A 13,920-nucleotide genomic window follows, 5' to 3' on the forward strand; every position below is an offset into this window, starting at 1 on the left:
GATAGTCAGGCGCTGTGACAATCAGACGCTGAGACAATCAGACGCTGTGATGGCGCGGTGTGAAGACCAGACGACCGCCGCTGCGCTCGGCAATCGTCGTCGCCGACGATCCGATGATGAGCATCGTGCGCATGTCGACGATCGACGGATCGAACGCGCCGACAGTCGTCACCGACAGAGCCTCTTCCGGTCCGCCGACATCGCGCCCGACGATGAGCACACGGTCGTCGGGGACCATCTCGCGCAACAGATCATGCAGGCGCGGCACCTGCCACGTCCTGCTCTGTGAGCCGGGGTTGTAGACGGCGATCACCAGATCGGCCTGAACCGCATGCCGAATCCTCGCCTCGATCAGCTCCCACGGCTTGAGTCTGTCCGACAGTGAGATGACCGCGAAGTCGTGCCCCAGCGGGGCACCGGCAACCGCGGCGACCGCGGTTGCCGCCGTCACCCCCGGTACCACGCGGACGGGTACGTCCGCCCAGCGCGATTGCGCCGCGACCTCGGCGACGGCAGCCGCCATGGCGAACACACCCGGGTCACCGGAGGACACGACGGCCACGCGGGCACCCCGGGAGGCGAGGTCGAGCGCGAATTCTGCGCGCTCTGCCTCGACACGGTTGTCGCTGGCATGCACCCGCTGCCCTGGCCGAGGCGTGACGCGCGCGAGATAGGTTCGATAGCCGACAAGGTCAGTGGCAGAAGACAATTCGGCGCGCACCTGCGGCGTTGTCTGCGACGCGGCCCCCGGCCCGAGGCCGACCACCACGACTTCGCCGGTCCCGAGCTCCGTCGGATCGAAACGCGGATTGTTGCGTCGGCCCGGCACGACGACCATCGAGAAGTACGGGACGTCCGACGGATCGACCTCGCTGACGGGCAGGACACGTTGTGCCGGGGTTGACGCCCGTTCCACGTACCACGCCTCGTCGAGCCGTCCGACGCGTTCGAGGGCTGTGCGCACCGTCGAGAAGGTCCGACCCAGCTTGAGCACCGCGAAGGCGTCGGCGCCGGCGAACTCCGCGGTCAGCTCGTCGACCGGGAGTGTTCCCGGCACAACGGTCAGCGTCTCCTCACCTTCGACGAGCGGGATGCCCAGCGCGGCGGAGGCCCCGCTCACCGACGTCACCCCGGGCACGATCTCGGCGTCGAAGTCGTCGGCGAGGCGCTTGTGCATGTGCATGTACGAACTGAAGAAGAGCGGATCGCCCTCGGCCAGCAGACAGACATCCCGTCCTGCCCGCAGATGCGCCGCGAGAGTTTCGGCACTGTCGGTGTAGAAGTCATTCAAGGCGCCACGGTAGCCGCCCGGGTGATCGGTGGTCTCGACCGTGATCGGATACATCAGCCGCTCTTCGATCTGATCGCCACGCAGATACGGCTCGGCGACACCTCGGGCGATGCTGTTTCCGTGGCGCGCACTGTGATACGCGATGACATCGGCCGCAGCGATGACACGTGCGGCCTTGACCGTGACCAACTCGCTGTCACCGGGACCGAGTCCGACGCCCCAGAGTTTTCCGGTGCCCGCCTTGCGCGATGTGTTCCCCGCGTCGGGTGATGTGCTCATGACGTCATTCCTGTGCACTCGCCAGCGCGTTGATCGCCGCGGCGACGATCGCCGATCCACCCCGACGTCCGGTGACGGTGATGAACTCGAGATCGTCGCGGTTCGCCAGTGCCGCACAGGATTCCGCGGCCCCGATGAATCCCACGGGCGCACCGACTATCGCTGCCGGACGTGGTGCGCCGGCATCGATGATGTCGAGGAGCGCGAACAACGCGGTCGGTGCGTTGCCGATCGCGACGACCGCGCCGTCGAGTCGGTCACGCCAATACTCGACGGCCGCGGCGGTCCGTGTGGTCGACAACTGCTCGGCGAGCGCAGGCAAGCCGGGTTCCGCGAGGTAGCACAGCACCTCGTTGTCGGCGGGCAACCGCTTGCGCGTCACCCCGCTGGCGACCATCGTCGAGTCGCACAGGATCGGCGCACCTGCCTCGAGAGCCGACCGTGCCGCGGATACGACGCCGTCTGTCGCGACGACGTTCGTCGTCAGATCCGTTTCGCCGCACGCGTGGATCATGCGTACGACGACCCCGGAGACATCCGGGGCGAATCCGGACAGATCAGCTTCGGCTCGGATGGTGGCAAAAGACTGCCGGTAGATCTCGGCGGCGTCGCGTAGGTATTCGGGCATAGTTGTTCAACCCTATCGGGGTGGTCGAGAGGACCTGATCCTCACTCGTGTGTGCGTCGATATCCTGCGCTGGTTGCCTCGACCCGCAGGTGCGGTTCGCGCGGCGACCCACATCCACGGTCGCAGCCCACCCAGTGTTCACGCTCGGTGACGGGCGGCCCCGATTCGACTCGTTCACTCACGTCGGCGCGGACCTCGGCAAGCCCGCGCGAGCAGCCGGGTGCGCCGGCACAACTGCTGACCTGTGCCCACGGTGACGCGGCGTCGAAGATGAGTCCCATCGGAGCGAGGACGCGCACCACGGTCTCGGCAACACCCTCGCCGAGATCGCAGACGAGGATTTCGCGGTCTGGCGTGAACACCACCGGCGCTTCGACGGCTGCGATGAATTCGGCGAGACGCGCGGGCAGGCGCCCGAGTTCGACGACTGCGCCGAGCAGCACGCGGCCGTCATCCTGGTCGAACCACCCCACTCGCGGATCGCCGGCCGTCGGTGCGAGAGCTCCTGGCTCGAGCGGCGGGTCGAGTCGGTCCCGGGTCACCGCCATCAGGTCGCCACGCGCGGACTCGGGTAGATCCGCGATCCGCCACGCACTGCCCGCCACCTCGAGGAAATCGTGCGCAACACCCAGCAGCGCCTGTGTCACGGCAGAGTCGTCGGCGACCGAGCCTGCGATCTCGCCGTCGACGACGATGTCGAAACCGACCGATCCGTCGGTACGGCTGCGCGCGACGGCGCACACGTCGGTGCCGCCACCCGCGATGTCGGTGTGTCCGTCGTCGAGGCCGAAGAGGAACCGGCCGGATAGCGCCGCGAGGCTGTGATCGGAGCGGAGTGCGTCGTCGAGTTCGTGCGCCAGGGGACGTAGATCGGCAAGGCCGCCGACGCGCCCGGTGAAGGGACTGACCTCGATGTTGCGTACCTTCTCGTGCGTGGTGCTCGGCACCAGTCCGGCATCGACGAGCGCGTCGGCGACGGCGTCGACATCGGCGATGCCGCGTATCTGCACGTTGGCGCGCCCCGTCAGATCGACGAAACCGTCGCCGTACTGTGCGGCGACATGCGCGAGCACCGCGAGTTGCTCGGGCGTGATCGATCCACCGAGCAGACGAACACGCGCCAGTGCGCCGTCGGTGGACGGGTGCGGGGTGAAGACTCCGGGGCATCGGTCCGACGCTGTTCGCCCCGTCGACGACTCACCGGTGGGCTCACGGGACTGGCCGTGTGACGAAGGGGAGGCGGGGTCACGCACGGTATCCAGCGTAGGCGTCGGCGGACGGGTGCGAACCTGCGCGGGACGTGTCCGACCGTCACGGAACGCTCTCCACTAGGCTGAGCCGCACGAGGTGCGCGGAAGCCGGTGCGATTCCGGCGCGGTCGCGCCACTGTGACGCGAGAGCAGCGGGCTCCTGCGAAGCCAGACCTGCGACCTCGGACCTGTGTTCCACATGTCTCCGCGCGAGTCGGAGTCCGAGGAGTTGCGATGATCCTGCTGCTGTCCACATCGGACACCGATCTCATCACCGCTGACGCCAGCGACGCGGAGTATCGCGTCGCGAACCCGTCACGAATCCTGCTCGACGACGTTCCCGGCATGGTCGCCGACGCCGACCTCACGGTCGTTCGCATCCTCGGTGGCCGCCGCGCCTGGGAGGAGGGGCTCGACGCCGTCCTCGCCGTCGGGAAACCGGTAGTCGTCCTCTCCGGCGAGCAGCAACCCGATCCCGACCTGATGGCGCTGTCGACGGTGCCCGCCGGGGTGGCCGCAGACGCCCACAACTACCTCGCCTTCGGCGGGGTGCCCAACATCACCAACCTCCACAACTTCCTGTCCGACACGGTGTTGCTGTCCGGGTACGGGTTCGAACCTCCCGAACAGACTCCCGGCTGGGGAGTTCTCGAGCGGCAGCCGACCAGAGCTGTTCCCGACACCGCGCCGGTGATCGGTGTCCTCTATTACCGAGCACAGCACCTCGCAGGGAACACGCGGTACATCGAAGCACTATGCGCGGCGATCGAGGAGCGGGGCGCGCGGCCGATCCCGATCTTCTGCGCCTCGTTGCGTACCGCGCCCGACGACCTCATCGAGTTGCTGGCGACCGCGGATGCGCTGGTGGTCACCGTCCTCGCCGCCGGTGGCGCGACACCTGCCACAGCGTCGGCCGGAGGCGACGACGAGGCGTGGAACATCGAGCGCCTCGCCGCGCTCGACATCCCCATCCTGCAGGGACTGTGCCTCACCGGGCCACGAGCCGACTGGGAGGCCAACGACGACGGGCTCTCGCCGCTCGACGTCGCGACTCAGGTGGCTGTTCCGGAATTCGACGGCCGCATCATCACCGTGCCGTTCTCCTTCAAGGAGTTCGACGAGAACGGTCTGCCCTGGTACCAACCCGACACCGAGCGATGTGCCCGGGTTGCGGGAATCGCGGTGTCGCACGCCCGGTTACGGCATATCGCACCCGCGGATCGTCGTATTGCACTGATGTTGTCGGCGTATCCCACCAAGCACGCGCGCATCGGTAACGCTGTCGGCCTCGACACACCCCGCAGCCTCCTACGTCTGCTGGATGCGTTGCGCGCGGCAGGCTACGACATCGGCCCGGAATCGGGGCCGGACGCGATTCCCGGTCTGGCTGAGGATGATTCGGACGCACTGATCCACGCGGTCATCGACCGTGGCGGCCAGGACTCCGACTGGCTGACCGAGGAGGCCTTGGCTGCCAACCCGATTCGCGTCAGCGCCACCGACTACGAGAGGTGGTTCGCGACGCTGCCGGAGGAACTGCGGCACGGCGTCGAACAGCACTGGGGGCCTGCGCCGGGCGACCTCTTCGTCGACCGATCGCAGAGCTCCGACGGCGAGATCGTCGTCGCAGCACTGACATTCGGCAATGTGGCGATCATGGTGCAGCCGCCGCGCGGGTTCGGTGAGAATCCTGTCGCGATCTATCACGACCCCGACCTTCCGCCCTCGCATCACTACCTCGCCTCCTATCGCTGGCTCGCCGGTAGAGCCGGTGCTGCACAGGACATCCCGGGCTTCGGCGCCGACGCGATCGTGCACATCGGCAAACACGGCAACCTCGAGTGGCTGCCGGGCAAGACGCTGGGAATGTCGGCACAGTGCGGCACCGATGCCGCGCTCGGCGACGTCCCGCTGATCTATCCGTTCCTGGTCAACGACCCGGGCGAGGGCACCCAGGCCAAGCGTCGAGCGCACGCGGTGCTCGTCGACCACCTGATCCCGCCCATGGCGCGGGCCGAATCCTACGGCGACATCGCACGACTCGAACAACTCCTCGACGAGCACGCGAACATCTCGACTCTCGATCCCGCGAAACTCCCCGCGATTCGCCAGCAGATCTGGACGCTGCTCACCGCCGCGAAGATGGATCACGACCTCGGCCTCACCGAGCGGCCCGACGAAGAGGTCTTCGACGACATGCTGTTGCACGTCGACGGCTGGCTGTGCGAGATCAAGGATGTTCAGATCCGCGACGGACTGCATGTCCTCGGCGAACCCCCGGTCGACGACGCCGAGGTCGATCTCGTTCTCGCGATGCTGCGCGCACGCCAATTGTGGGGCGGCACAGAGGCTTTGCCCGGTTTGCGTGAAGCGCTCGGACTCGACGAGGGCGCAGACTCCGTACGTAACGACGTCGACACCGTCGAAGCCACCGCCCGCGACCTCGTGGCAGCGTGCGCGAAAGGGGAGTGGTCGACCTCGGCCGTCGAGGATGCGGCGGCAGGCCACCCCGCCGCTGTCGGCGACGTATTGCGTTTCGCGGCAACCGAAGTGGTTCCGCGGCTGCGGCAGACCGCAGGGGAGATTCCGCGCATTCTGCACGCACTCGACGGCGGCTTCATTCCCGCAGGCCCGAGCGGTTCGCCGCTGCGCGGACTGATCAACGTGTTACCGACGGGCCGCAACTTCTACTCCGTCGACCCCAAGGCTGTTCCTTCGCGTCTCGCATGGGAAACGGGCCGGGCGATGGCCGACAGCCTGCTGGAGCGGTACCTCACCGACCACGGTGAATACCCTGCCTCCGTGGGGCTTTCGGCGTGGGGCACCAGCGCGATGCGTACCTCGGGCGACGACGTCGCCGAGATCCTCGCACTGCTCGGCGTCATGCCGATCTGGGACGAGGCGTCGCGGCGGGTCCGCGATCTCGAACTGATCGAACTCGACGAGCTCGGTCGCCCGCGCATCGACGTCACCGTCAGGATCTCCGGATTCTTCCGTGACGCGTTCCCGCACGTCGTGACCATGCTCGACGACGCCGTCGCACTCGCGGCGTCGGCCGATGAACCGGATGACCAGAACTTCGTCGCGGCGCACGCCCGCGCGGCACTCGCCGAGCACGGCGATCAACGCCGCGCGACGACCAGGATCTTCGGCTCCAAACCCGGAACCTACGGGGCGGGGCTGTTGCAACTCATCGATTCTCGTGACTGGCGCAGCGACGAGGACCTCGCACGCGTCTACACCGAGTGGGGCGGCTACGCGTACGGCCGCGAACTCGACGGCGTCGCCGCAGTCGACGACATGCGTTCGGCCTATCGCAGGATCAAGGTAGCCGCGAAGAACACCGACACCCGTGAGCACGACATCGCCGACTCCGACGACTACTTCCAGTACCACGGCGGAATGGTGGCGACGGTCCGAGCACTGACCGGCACATCCCCGGAGGCATACATCGGCGACTCGACGCGACCCGACGCCGTCCGAACGCGCACGCTTTCGGAGGAGACCAGTCGGGTTTTCCGTGCACGGGTCGTCAATCCCCGGTGGATCTCCGCGATGCAGCGGCACGGATACAAGGGCGCCTTCGAGATGGCGGCCACCGTCGACTACCTGTTCGGGTACGACGCCACGACCGGCGTCGTCGCCGACTGGATGTACGAGAAGCTCACCGAGTCCTACGTGCTCGACGAGCGCAATCAGGAGTTCATGAATCAGTCGAATCCGTGGGCACTGCACGGTATCGCTGAACGCCTTCTCGAGGCGGTCGACCGCGATATGTGGGCGACGCCGCCGGCCGACATGCTCGACCAGTTGCGGGCCGTATACCTGCAGGCCGAGGGCGAGATCGAGGGCCGGTCGGAATAGCTGGTGGCCATAAGCGTGTGCTAGCGCTCGGATTCGTCGAGCGCCGCCACAAGCACGTCGCCGAAGATGCACGGGTGCATCGGCAGGCTGTGGTGCGTTGCATCGGCGACGATCTCGACCCGCGCACCGGACCACGTGGAGTGGACGTTTTCCGCGATACGAGCAACGTCGTGCACTCGGCTCTCCTTCGCGAGGATGACAGTGCGGTGCCTGACCTGCGGTCGCACGGACCGCAGGCGCCGAGGTATAACGAGTTTTGTCGTCGGCATTGTCGCGCCGAGTGCGGCGACATCTGTCCACTTCTCGTCGAGCGGTCTACACCCGGTTTCCCACTCGAGAAACCGCCGTTCGCGGGTCTCGTTGGGAGACAAGAGAATCGGCAATGCATGGACGAGGTACTCGGCGCGCATACCACCGAAGACCGAGTTGGGTTCGACCAGGATCAGCCCGTCGGTCGGAAATCCACCACCGGCGAAGGCGAGAGCGATCATCGCCCCGTACGAATGGCCGATGAACGTCGGTGTGTCGACACCGAGCGTCGACACCGTGACGGCAAGCCAGTCCAGGAGGTCGGGGACTGACGAGATAGGCGTGCTCGACGGTGTTGACGCACCGACCTGGCCCGGGATGTCGACCGCATAGACGCGGTGTCGGCGACTGAGTTGTTCGATCACCGAATGCCACTCCGTCAGCGTTGCCCCGGAACCCGAAAGCAGAACGAGTGGTCGACCTGAATCGGGACCCGAAGCGACGACGTGCGTGCTGCCGTAAGGCGACGCGAGATCGAACCGGCGGGTACCCGGTGGCCAACGATTGATGAGTGAGTCATATGCCTCGGAGAATCGTCTGCCTACGGGTGAGACCAGAAAGGGTGTCGTCTCGCGCATATTTACCTCGATAATCTAGTTACTTGTCGATCAAGCTATACCACCATGGCGCTAAGGTCGAGAACCGTGACGTCCCGTGAGCGCGCAGATGAGAGTGGACCGCGGTATCTGCTGATCCGTCAGTTGCGTGCGCTTATGACTGACTTGGACATTCGAGGAGCGCGGTTCGCAAGAACAGTGGACCTTCATCCAACCGATCTACGCGCACTGATTGCACTGCTCGACGCCGAACGCGACGCAGAGCCTGCGACCCCGGCCTGGCTGGGAAGAAAACTTGGGGGAGTGAACTCGGCGACCATTACGTCTGTGCTCGACCGACTCGAACGGGCCGGCCTCATTGAGCGCACCAGCGACCCCGGGGATCGACGCAAGGTTCTGCTCACCGTCACCGAGCGCGCACGTGGCACTGGTCGGGAGTTTTTCGGGACACTCGTGGACGACGCGCTGACAGCACTTGACGAGTTCAGCAGCGATGAACTCGGTGTCATCGGACGGTTTCTCGAAGCAATGCGCGAGGCATCCGACCGGAGCGCAGACGACCAGAACCCTACGTAGCCGACCGGCAAGGCCATCTCGAACAGGAGAGTGTCAACCAGGCAGCGACACGGGAGCAAAATCGGGTGCTCGTTCGTTGCACTGGGTGAATGCACATCTCCGATGCGGCGTCGGGTGTCGAAGCTCACCTGTATCGGACCAGAAAGGCACACCCATGCGCTTCCCGTACTTCCTCGTCTACCTGGTGATCGAGATCGCCGTGTTCGTGGCCATGGTCATGACGCTCGGCTTCGCCTGGGCGGTGTTGATCACCATCCTGGCCTCCTTCGTCGGCTTCCTCATCCTTCGCTGGCAGGGCCGCAAGGTGTTCGGTGAACTCCGTCGCGCCTCGCGCAATGAAGTCGACGCTCGAGCCCCGCTCGCCGACACCGCCGTGGTCGGCGCCTCGTCGATCCTGCTGATCGTGCCCGGCCTGGTGTCCACTGTTGTCGGAACCATCGCGCTCCTTCCGCCGACGCGACGCGTCCTGCGTCCGGTGCTGGCCGCAGTCGGCACACGCACGATGATGTCTGCGATGACCCGCGCGGGTGCCTACGGACCGGCAGGGGTCAAGCGGGGCACCGTCATCGACGGCACCGTCGTCGACGATCCCGCCTACTCCACACCGAACTCGTCAACCGGCTGGTCGGCCGACCAGCCGCAGCTCCCGCGGGGCCACTGATACACCGGCCTCCCCACAGGGAGCACACTGAACAACCGTGGCAACCGAACTGCTCCTTGGTGGGACCGTCTATTCCTCTGCAACCCCGGACGCGACTGCCCTTGCCGTCACCGACGGCGTCGTGACCTGGGTGGGCGCGGACGACGTCGGGAGGGCACTCCATCCCGATGCGGCTGTGACCGATTTGGAAGGGCATTTCGTCGCACCCGCATTCGTCGACGCACATGTGCATCTGACGTCGACGGGACTCGCGCTCACGGGACTGACCCTCAACGACGCCGTCTCGCGCACCGACTGCCTCCGGATGCTCGCCGACGCCGTGTCGACCGTCGACGAAGGCGACCTCATCTGGGGCCGCGGTTGGGACAGTTCGACATGGTCGGGTGCTGAGATCTCCGACGGCCGGTTCCCGTCAACCGCCGACATCGACGCGGTCGTCGGCAATCGCCCGGTCTACCTGGCCCGAGTCGACGAACATTCCGCCGTCGCGTCGACGGCGCTGCGACGCCTGGTCATCGGCTTGGAGGACGCACAGGGCTACCACCCGGAGGAGCCGCTGATCGCCGAGGCACATCACCTCGTGCGCGGTGCCGCACGATCGTTGGTGAGTCCCGCGTCGCGGACCCGCGCACAACTGCGCGCACTCGACGCTGCCGCGGCAATGGGAATCGTCGCGATCCACGAGAACGGCGGACCCGACATCAGTGGTCTCGACGACTTTCTCGCCATCGGCGAACTCGACCATGCCGTCGAGGTCCGACGCTATTGGGGGCAGGCAGCACAGAACACCGATCACGCTCGCGAACTCGTCGCGATCACCGGCGCCGACGCTCTCGGTGGCGATCTCTTCATCGACGGAGCGGTCGGCTCGCGGACGGCGTGGCTCCTCGAGCCCTACCACGATGCACCCGACGTCACCGGTATCGATTACCTCTCGCCGGAGACCGTTCTCGACCACCTTCGCGCATGCACCGAAGCAGGGCTGCAAGCCGGCTTTCACGTGATCGGCGATGCGGCAACGGCGACCGTGGTGAGTGCACTTGACACGCTCGCGGCCGAGTTCGGTACGCCCGCGCTCGCGTCGCGCGCTCACCGCGTCGAACATGCGGAGATGGTCGACGCATCCCAGGCTCAGACGCTGGCCGCGTGTGGTGTCGTCGCGAGCATGCAACCGCAGTTCGATGCGCAGTGGGGCGCACCGGGAAACCTCTACGCTCAGCGTCTCGGCGACGAACGTGCCGCTCGGATGAACGATTTCGCCGCACTCGCCAAAGCTGGCGTGGCCCTTGCCTTCTCGTCGGATTCACCGGTCACCGCGATGGATCCATGGGTGACCATACGTGCGGCCGTCCATCATCATCAGCCCCGAAATGCCATCTCGGCACGTGGTGCGTTCGCGGCCTCGACACGAGGCGGCTGGCGCGCGGGAGGAATCAATGACGGACTCACCGGCACACTGGCGGTCGGCGCACCCGCGAGTTACGCGGTCTGGGAAGTCGATGAACTCGTCGTTGCCGGATCGCACGAGAGCGTTCAGCGCTGGTCGCTGGACCCGCGATCCCGCGTGCCCGCACTTCCCGACGTCTCGCCCGGCTGCGCGCTGCCACGATGCGTCCGGACTGTGCACCGTGGTCGCGACATCTACCGCGCCGAGGGTCACTGACCGGTGAGCGACTCGGTAGACAACGACGCCGTACACAGGAACGCCGTACACAAGAACGCCGTAGACAACAACGCGGTAGATGACAGTTCACTACACGACAAGACGCCAGGCCTAGACGACTCGGTGACCCCAACGGAGTCATCCGCCACCCGGACCGCCACCCCCGAGCGCACCGATCGACGGTGGTCGAGGCTGGCTGGTGCCCGCTGGACCCCACTTCTCGTGCGTGCGGCTCTGGCCGTCGTGGCGGGACTGGCGATGTGGTCGGCGTTCCCACCGCGCAACTGGTGGTTCATGGCCGTCATCTCGATGGGCCTGCTCTTCGTGGCGCTCTCCGGGCCGATCCGCGCCCGCCTCGGCGCTGTCGTCGGATTCATCTACGGACTGGCGTTCTATATCCCGCTGCTGCCGTGGATCGGCGTGTACGTGGGGCCGCTTCCGTGGATCGCCTTGTCCGTCGTGCTCGCGGTGTTCTCGGCACTCTTCGGTGTGTGCGCTGTGTTGACCATGCGACTCCCGTGCCCACCGCTGTGGTTTGCACTGTCGTGGGTCACTATCGAGGCTCTTCGGTCGTCTGTTCCGTTCGGCGGATTCCCTTGGGGGAGAGCAGCATTCAGCCAGGTCGACGGACCGCTCTTACCCCTCGCATCCATCCTGGGTGCGCCGGGCGTCTCAGGCGCCGTCGCATTGCTCGGCGCGGCGGTGGCCTGGCTCATCATCGTCCTCGTCACCCGAGTCGTGACCGGCAGCGGATCCGTGGCACGCGCCGCGGCTTTGGCGGTCGTGTTGGCCCTTGTGGGGCCTATCGCAGCGATCGCCCTGACCCCCGACACACTCGACCGCAACGTCGCGTCGTCGTCGGTTCAGGTGGCTGCGGTCCAGGGGAATGTGCCAAGGCTCGGCCTCGACTTTAACGCTCAGCGCAGGGCTGTCCTCGACAACCACGTTCGGGAGACCATGCGTCTTGCCGACGCCGTGCGTGCGGGAACCGCCGAACAGCCCGATTTCGTGGCGTGGCCAGAGAACGCCTCTGACATCTCGCCGCTCACCAACGCCGACGCCGCGCAAGAGATCACCGACGCATCGATCTCCGTTGGTGCGCCGATCCTCGTCGGGACGCTCGTGATGAACTCCGACGGTCGGCCGACGAACTCCGTCCTGGTGTGGGACGGCGCGAACGGACCCGTCGCCCGCTACGACAAGCACATTGTTCAGCCGTTCGGTGAGTACCTGCCCTGGCGTCCGTTTTTCAGCATGTTTTCGTCGTACGCGTCGATGGCCGGCAACTTCCGTCCCGGAACCGGTCCGTCGGCGATCACCGTCCCCGGACGCTCCGGCAACATCACCGTCGGTGTCTCCACGTGCTGGGAAATCGCTTTCGACAGGTCGGCTCGAGCCGCAGTCGACGACGGCGCCCGCATCCTCTACGTCCCGACGAACAACGCCACCTTCGGCAAAACGGAAATGACCTATCAGCAGCTCGCGATGTCGCAGTTCCGGGCCGTCGAACACGGCCGGGCAGTCGTCGTCGCAGCGACCAGCGGAGTGAGCGCGATCATCGAGCCCGACGGATCCATCTCACGTGAGTCGGGCGTGTTCACCCCGGCGGTACTCGCCGATCGCTTACCGTTGCACTCGGCCAAGACCGTCGCGACCGTCCTCGGGGCATGGCCACAGTGGATCATCGTCGTGGTGACGGTGGGTGGGCTTTTGGTCGTCCTGACGCGTCGTTATAGGTTCACTCTCGGGCCTTTTGGGGTCCGCGCCGGTGGCACACCGGTCGCACAGGGTGATGCAAGGGAGTCGGAGGAGCGTGGTGACAACGGGTAGCGGAGATGCGACCAGCCAAGACGAGGGCGGGATTGTCGCATCCGACGGCGCGCGCGCACTGGTCGTCATCCCCACGTACAACGAGCGCGAGAACCTTCCCCGAATTGTGTCGAGGGTGCAGACAGCCATGCCGGGCGTCCACGTGCTGATCGTCGATGATTCCAGTCCCGACGGCACCGGCGACGTAGCCGACGAACTCGCCGAGGGCGACGACGAGGGTCGTATCCATGTGATGCACCGCGTCGAGAAGGACGGCCTCGGCAAGGCCTACCTCGCCGGCTTCGAATGGGGCCTGCACCGCGATTACGCGGTCATCGTCGAGATGGACGCCGACGGCAGCCACGCACCCGAGCAGTTGTACCGCCTGTTCGACGCGGTGAACGACGGAGCCGACCTCGCGATCGGGTCGCGCTATGTTCCCGGCGGCAAGCTCGTGAACTGGCCCAGGTACCGCGAGGTTCTCTCGCGAGGTGCCAACACCTACGCACGTGTGGCACTCGGCACCAACGTGCACGACATCACCGCTGGTTACCGCGCATATCGGCGCAAGGTACTCGAGACCATCGACCTCGATACGGTCGAGTCGGCGGGCTACTGTTTCCAGATCGACCTGGCGTGGCGCACGATCCAGGCCGGCTACGACGTTCGCGAGGTTCCGATCACCTTCACCGAGCGCGAGGTCGGCTCGTCGAAGATGAGCGGTGGCGTGATGGCAGAGGCATTCACCAGCGTCGCACGCTGGGGTATCGAGAACCGCTTGCACAAGATGGGGCTGCACAAGCGGGGATAACCGTGAGACGGTCGGACCTTGAAGTTGACGGGTCCGAAGCCGATCGGCGGCCCGAGACGGGCACAGAGTCACCCCGAGACGGGCACAGGGTCACACTGAACCACCGATACGCAGCAGCCGGGTGGGGGGGTATTTCGACCCCCCGCGGGGGGAGGGAGAAAAAACCGGGCAGGCGGTGGTTGGACCCCCCCCCCCCGGGGTGGCGTCGGGGGCGCCCTGCCT

The 13,920-nt window shown here is 66.4% G+C and carries 10 protein-coding genes and 1 riboswitch; of the genes, 6 read left to right on the forward strand and 4 right to left on the reverse strand.

The window, feature by feature from the left end:
- Positions 1–37: 37 nt before the first annotated feature.
- From A5766_RS04880 to cobG, 3 genes are read right to left on the reverse strand one after another with little or no spacing between them, the layout of a single operon-like run.
- Positions 38–1,570, reverse strand: coding sequence for a precorrin-2 C(20)-methyltransferase (locus A5766_RS04880; protein ID WP_005202967.1), 1,533 nt, complete (start codon positions 1,568–1,570; stop codon positions 38–40).
- 4 nt (positions 1,571–1,574) lie between these two features.
- Entirely contained in the window at positions 1,575–2,198 is a 624-nt protein-coding gene (locus tag A5766_RS04885) for a precorrin-8X methylmutase (RefSeq protein WP_005202969.1), read from the reverse strand.
- Positions 2,199–2,239: 41 nt separating this feature from the next.
- Positions 2,240–3,451, reverse strand: coding sequence for a precorrin-3B synthase (gene cobG, locus A5766_RS04890; RefSeq protein ID WP_005202971.1), 1,212 nt, complete (start codon positions 3,449–3,451; stop codon positions 2,240–2,242).
- Positions 3,452–3,551: 100 nt separating this feature from the next.
- Positions 3,552–3,670, forward strand: a riboswitch (cobalamin riboswitch).
- 12 nt (positions 3,671–3,682) lie between these two features.
- Here cobG and cobN point away from each other — a divergent pair.
- On the forward strand, positions 3,683–7,312 hold the full coding sequence (cobN, locus tag A5766_RS04895) for a cobaltochelatase subunit CobN (protein WP_064903634.1): 3,630 nt from the start codon (positions 3,683–3,685) through the stop codon (positions 7,310–7,312).
- A gap of 20 nt (positions 7,313–7,332) precedes the next feature.
- Here the strand turns inward: cobN and A5766_RS04900 are convergent, their stop codons facing one another.
- A complete protein-coding gene (locus A5766_RS04900) occupies positions 7,333–8,199 on the reverse strand; it encodes an alpha/beta fold hydrolase (protein WP_064903637.1) in 867 nt (288 codons plus the stop codon).
- 177 nt (positions 8,200–8,376) lie between these two features.
- On the opposite strand from A5766_RS04900, the gene A5766_RS04905 reads away from it, so the two are divergent.
- From A5766_RS04905 to A5766_RS04925, 5 genes are all read left to right on the forward strand, one after another.
- The gene (locus A5766_RS04905) at positions 8,377–8,754 is read left to right on the forward strand and encodes a MarR family winged helix-turn-helix transcriptional regulator (protein WP_231894550.1); all 378 of its coding nucleotides are present in this window, start codon (positions 8,377–8,379) and stop codon (positions 8,752–8,754) included.
- 154 nt (positions 8,755–8,908) lie between these two features.
- Positions 8,909–9,415, forward strand: a complete 507-nt coding sequence (locus tag A5766_RS04910) for an FxsA family protein (protein ID WP_064863981.1) — start codon at positions 8,909–8,911, stop codon at positions 9,413–9,415.
- 37 nt (positions 9,416–9,452) lie between these two features.
- Positions 9,453–11,078 carry an amidohydrolase gene (locus tag A5766_RS04915; protein WP_064863982.1) on the forward strand — a complete coding sequence of 542 codons (1,626 nt, stop codon included), beginning with the start codon at positions 9,453–9,455 and terminating at the stop codon, positions 11,076–11,078.
- 258 nt (positions 11,079–11,336) lie between these two features.
- Entirely contained in the window at positions 11,337–12,908 is a 1,572-nt protein-coding gene (gene lnt / locus A5766_RS04920) for an apolipoprotein N-acyltransferase (RefSeq protein WP_231894552.1), read from the forward strand.
- A complete protein-coding gene (locus A5766_RS04925; RefSeq protein ID WP_197501338.1) occupies positions 12,892–13,698 on the forward strand; it encodes a polyprenol monophosphomannose synthase in 807 nt (268 codons plus the stop codon). The genes lnt and A5766_RS04925 overlap by 17 nt, the downstream gene beginning before the upstream one ends.
- Positions 13,699–13,920: the final 222 nt, after the last annotated feature.

The organism is Gordonia sp. 852002-51296_SCH5728562-b, from assembly GCF_001665475.1.
In the GTDB taxonomy this organism is placed as follows: Bacteria; Actinomycetota; Actinomycetes; order Mycobacteriales; family Mycobacteriaceae; genus Gordonia; species Gordonia sputi.

Coding starts and splice junctions, on each gene's coding strand:
- A5766_RS04910 (WP_064863981.1), top strand. CDS start 8,909: ATGCGCTTCCCGTACTTCCTCGTCTACCTGGTGATCGAGATCGCCGTG.
- A5766_RS04885 (WP_005202969.1), bottom strand. CDS start 2,198: ATGCCCGAATACCTACGCGACGCCGCCGAGATCTACCGGCAGTCTTTT.
- A5766_RS04900 (WP_064903637.1), bottom strand. CDS start 8,199: ATGCGCGAGACGACACCCTTTCTGGTCTCACCCGTAGGCAGACGATTC.
- lnt (WP_231894552.1), top strand. CDS start 11,337: ATGTGGTCGGCGTTCCCACCGCGCAACTGGTGGTTCATGGCCGTCATC.
- A5766_RS04880 (WP_005202967.1), bottom strand. CDS start 1,570: ATGAGCACATCACCCGACGCGGGGAACACATCGCGCAAGGCGGGCACC.
- cobN (WP_064903634.1), top strand. CDS start 3,683: ATGATCCTGCTGCTGTCCACATCGGACACCGATCTCATCACCGCTGAC.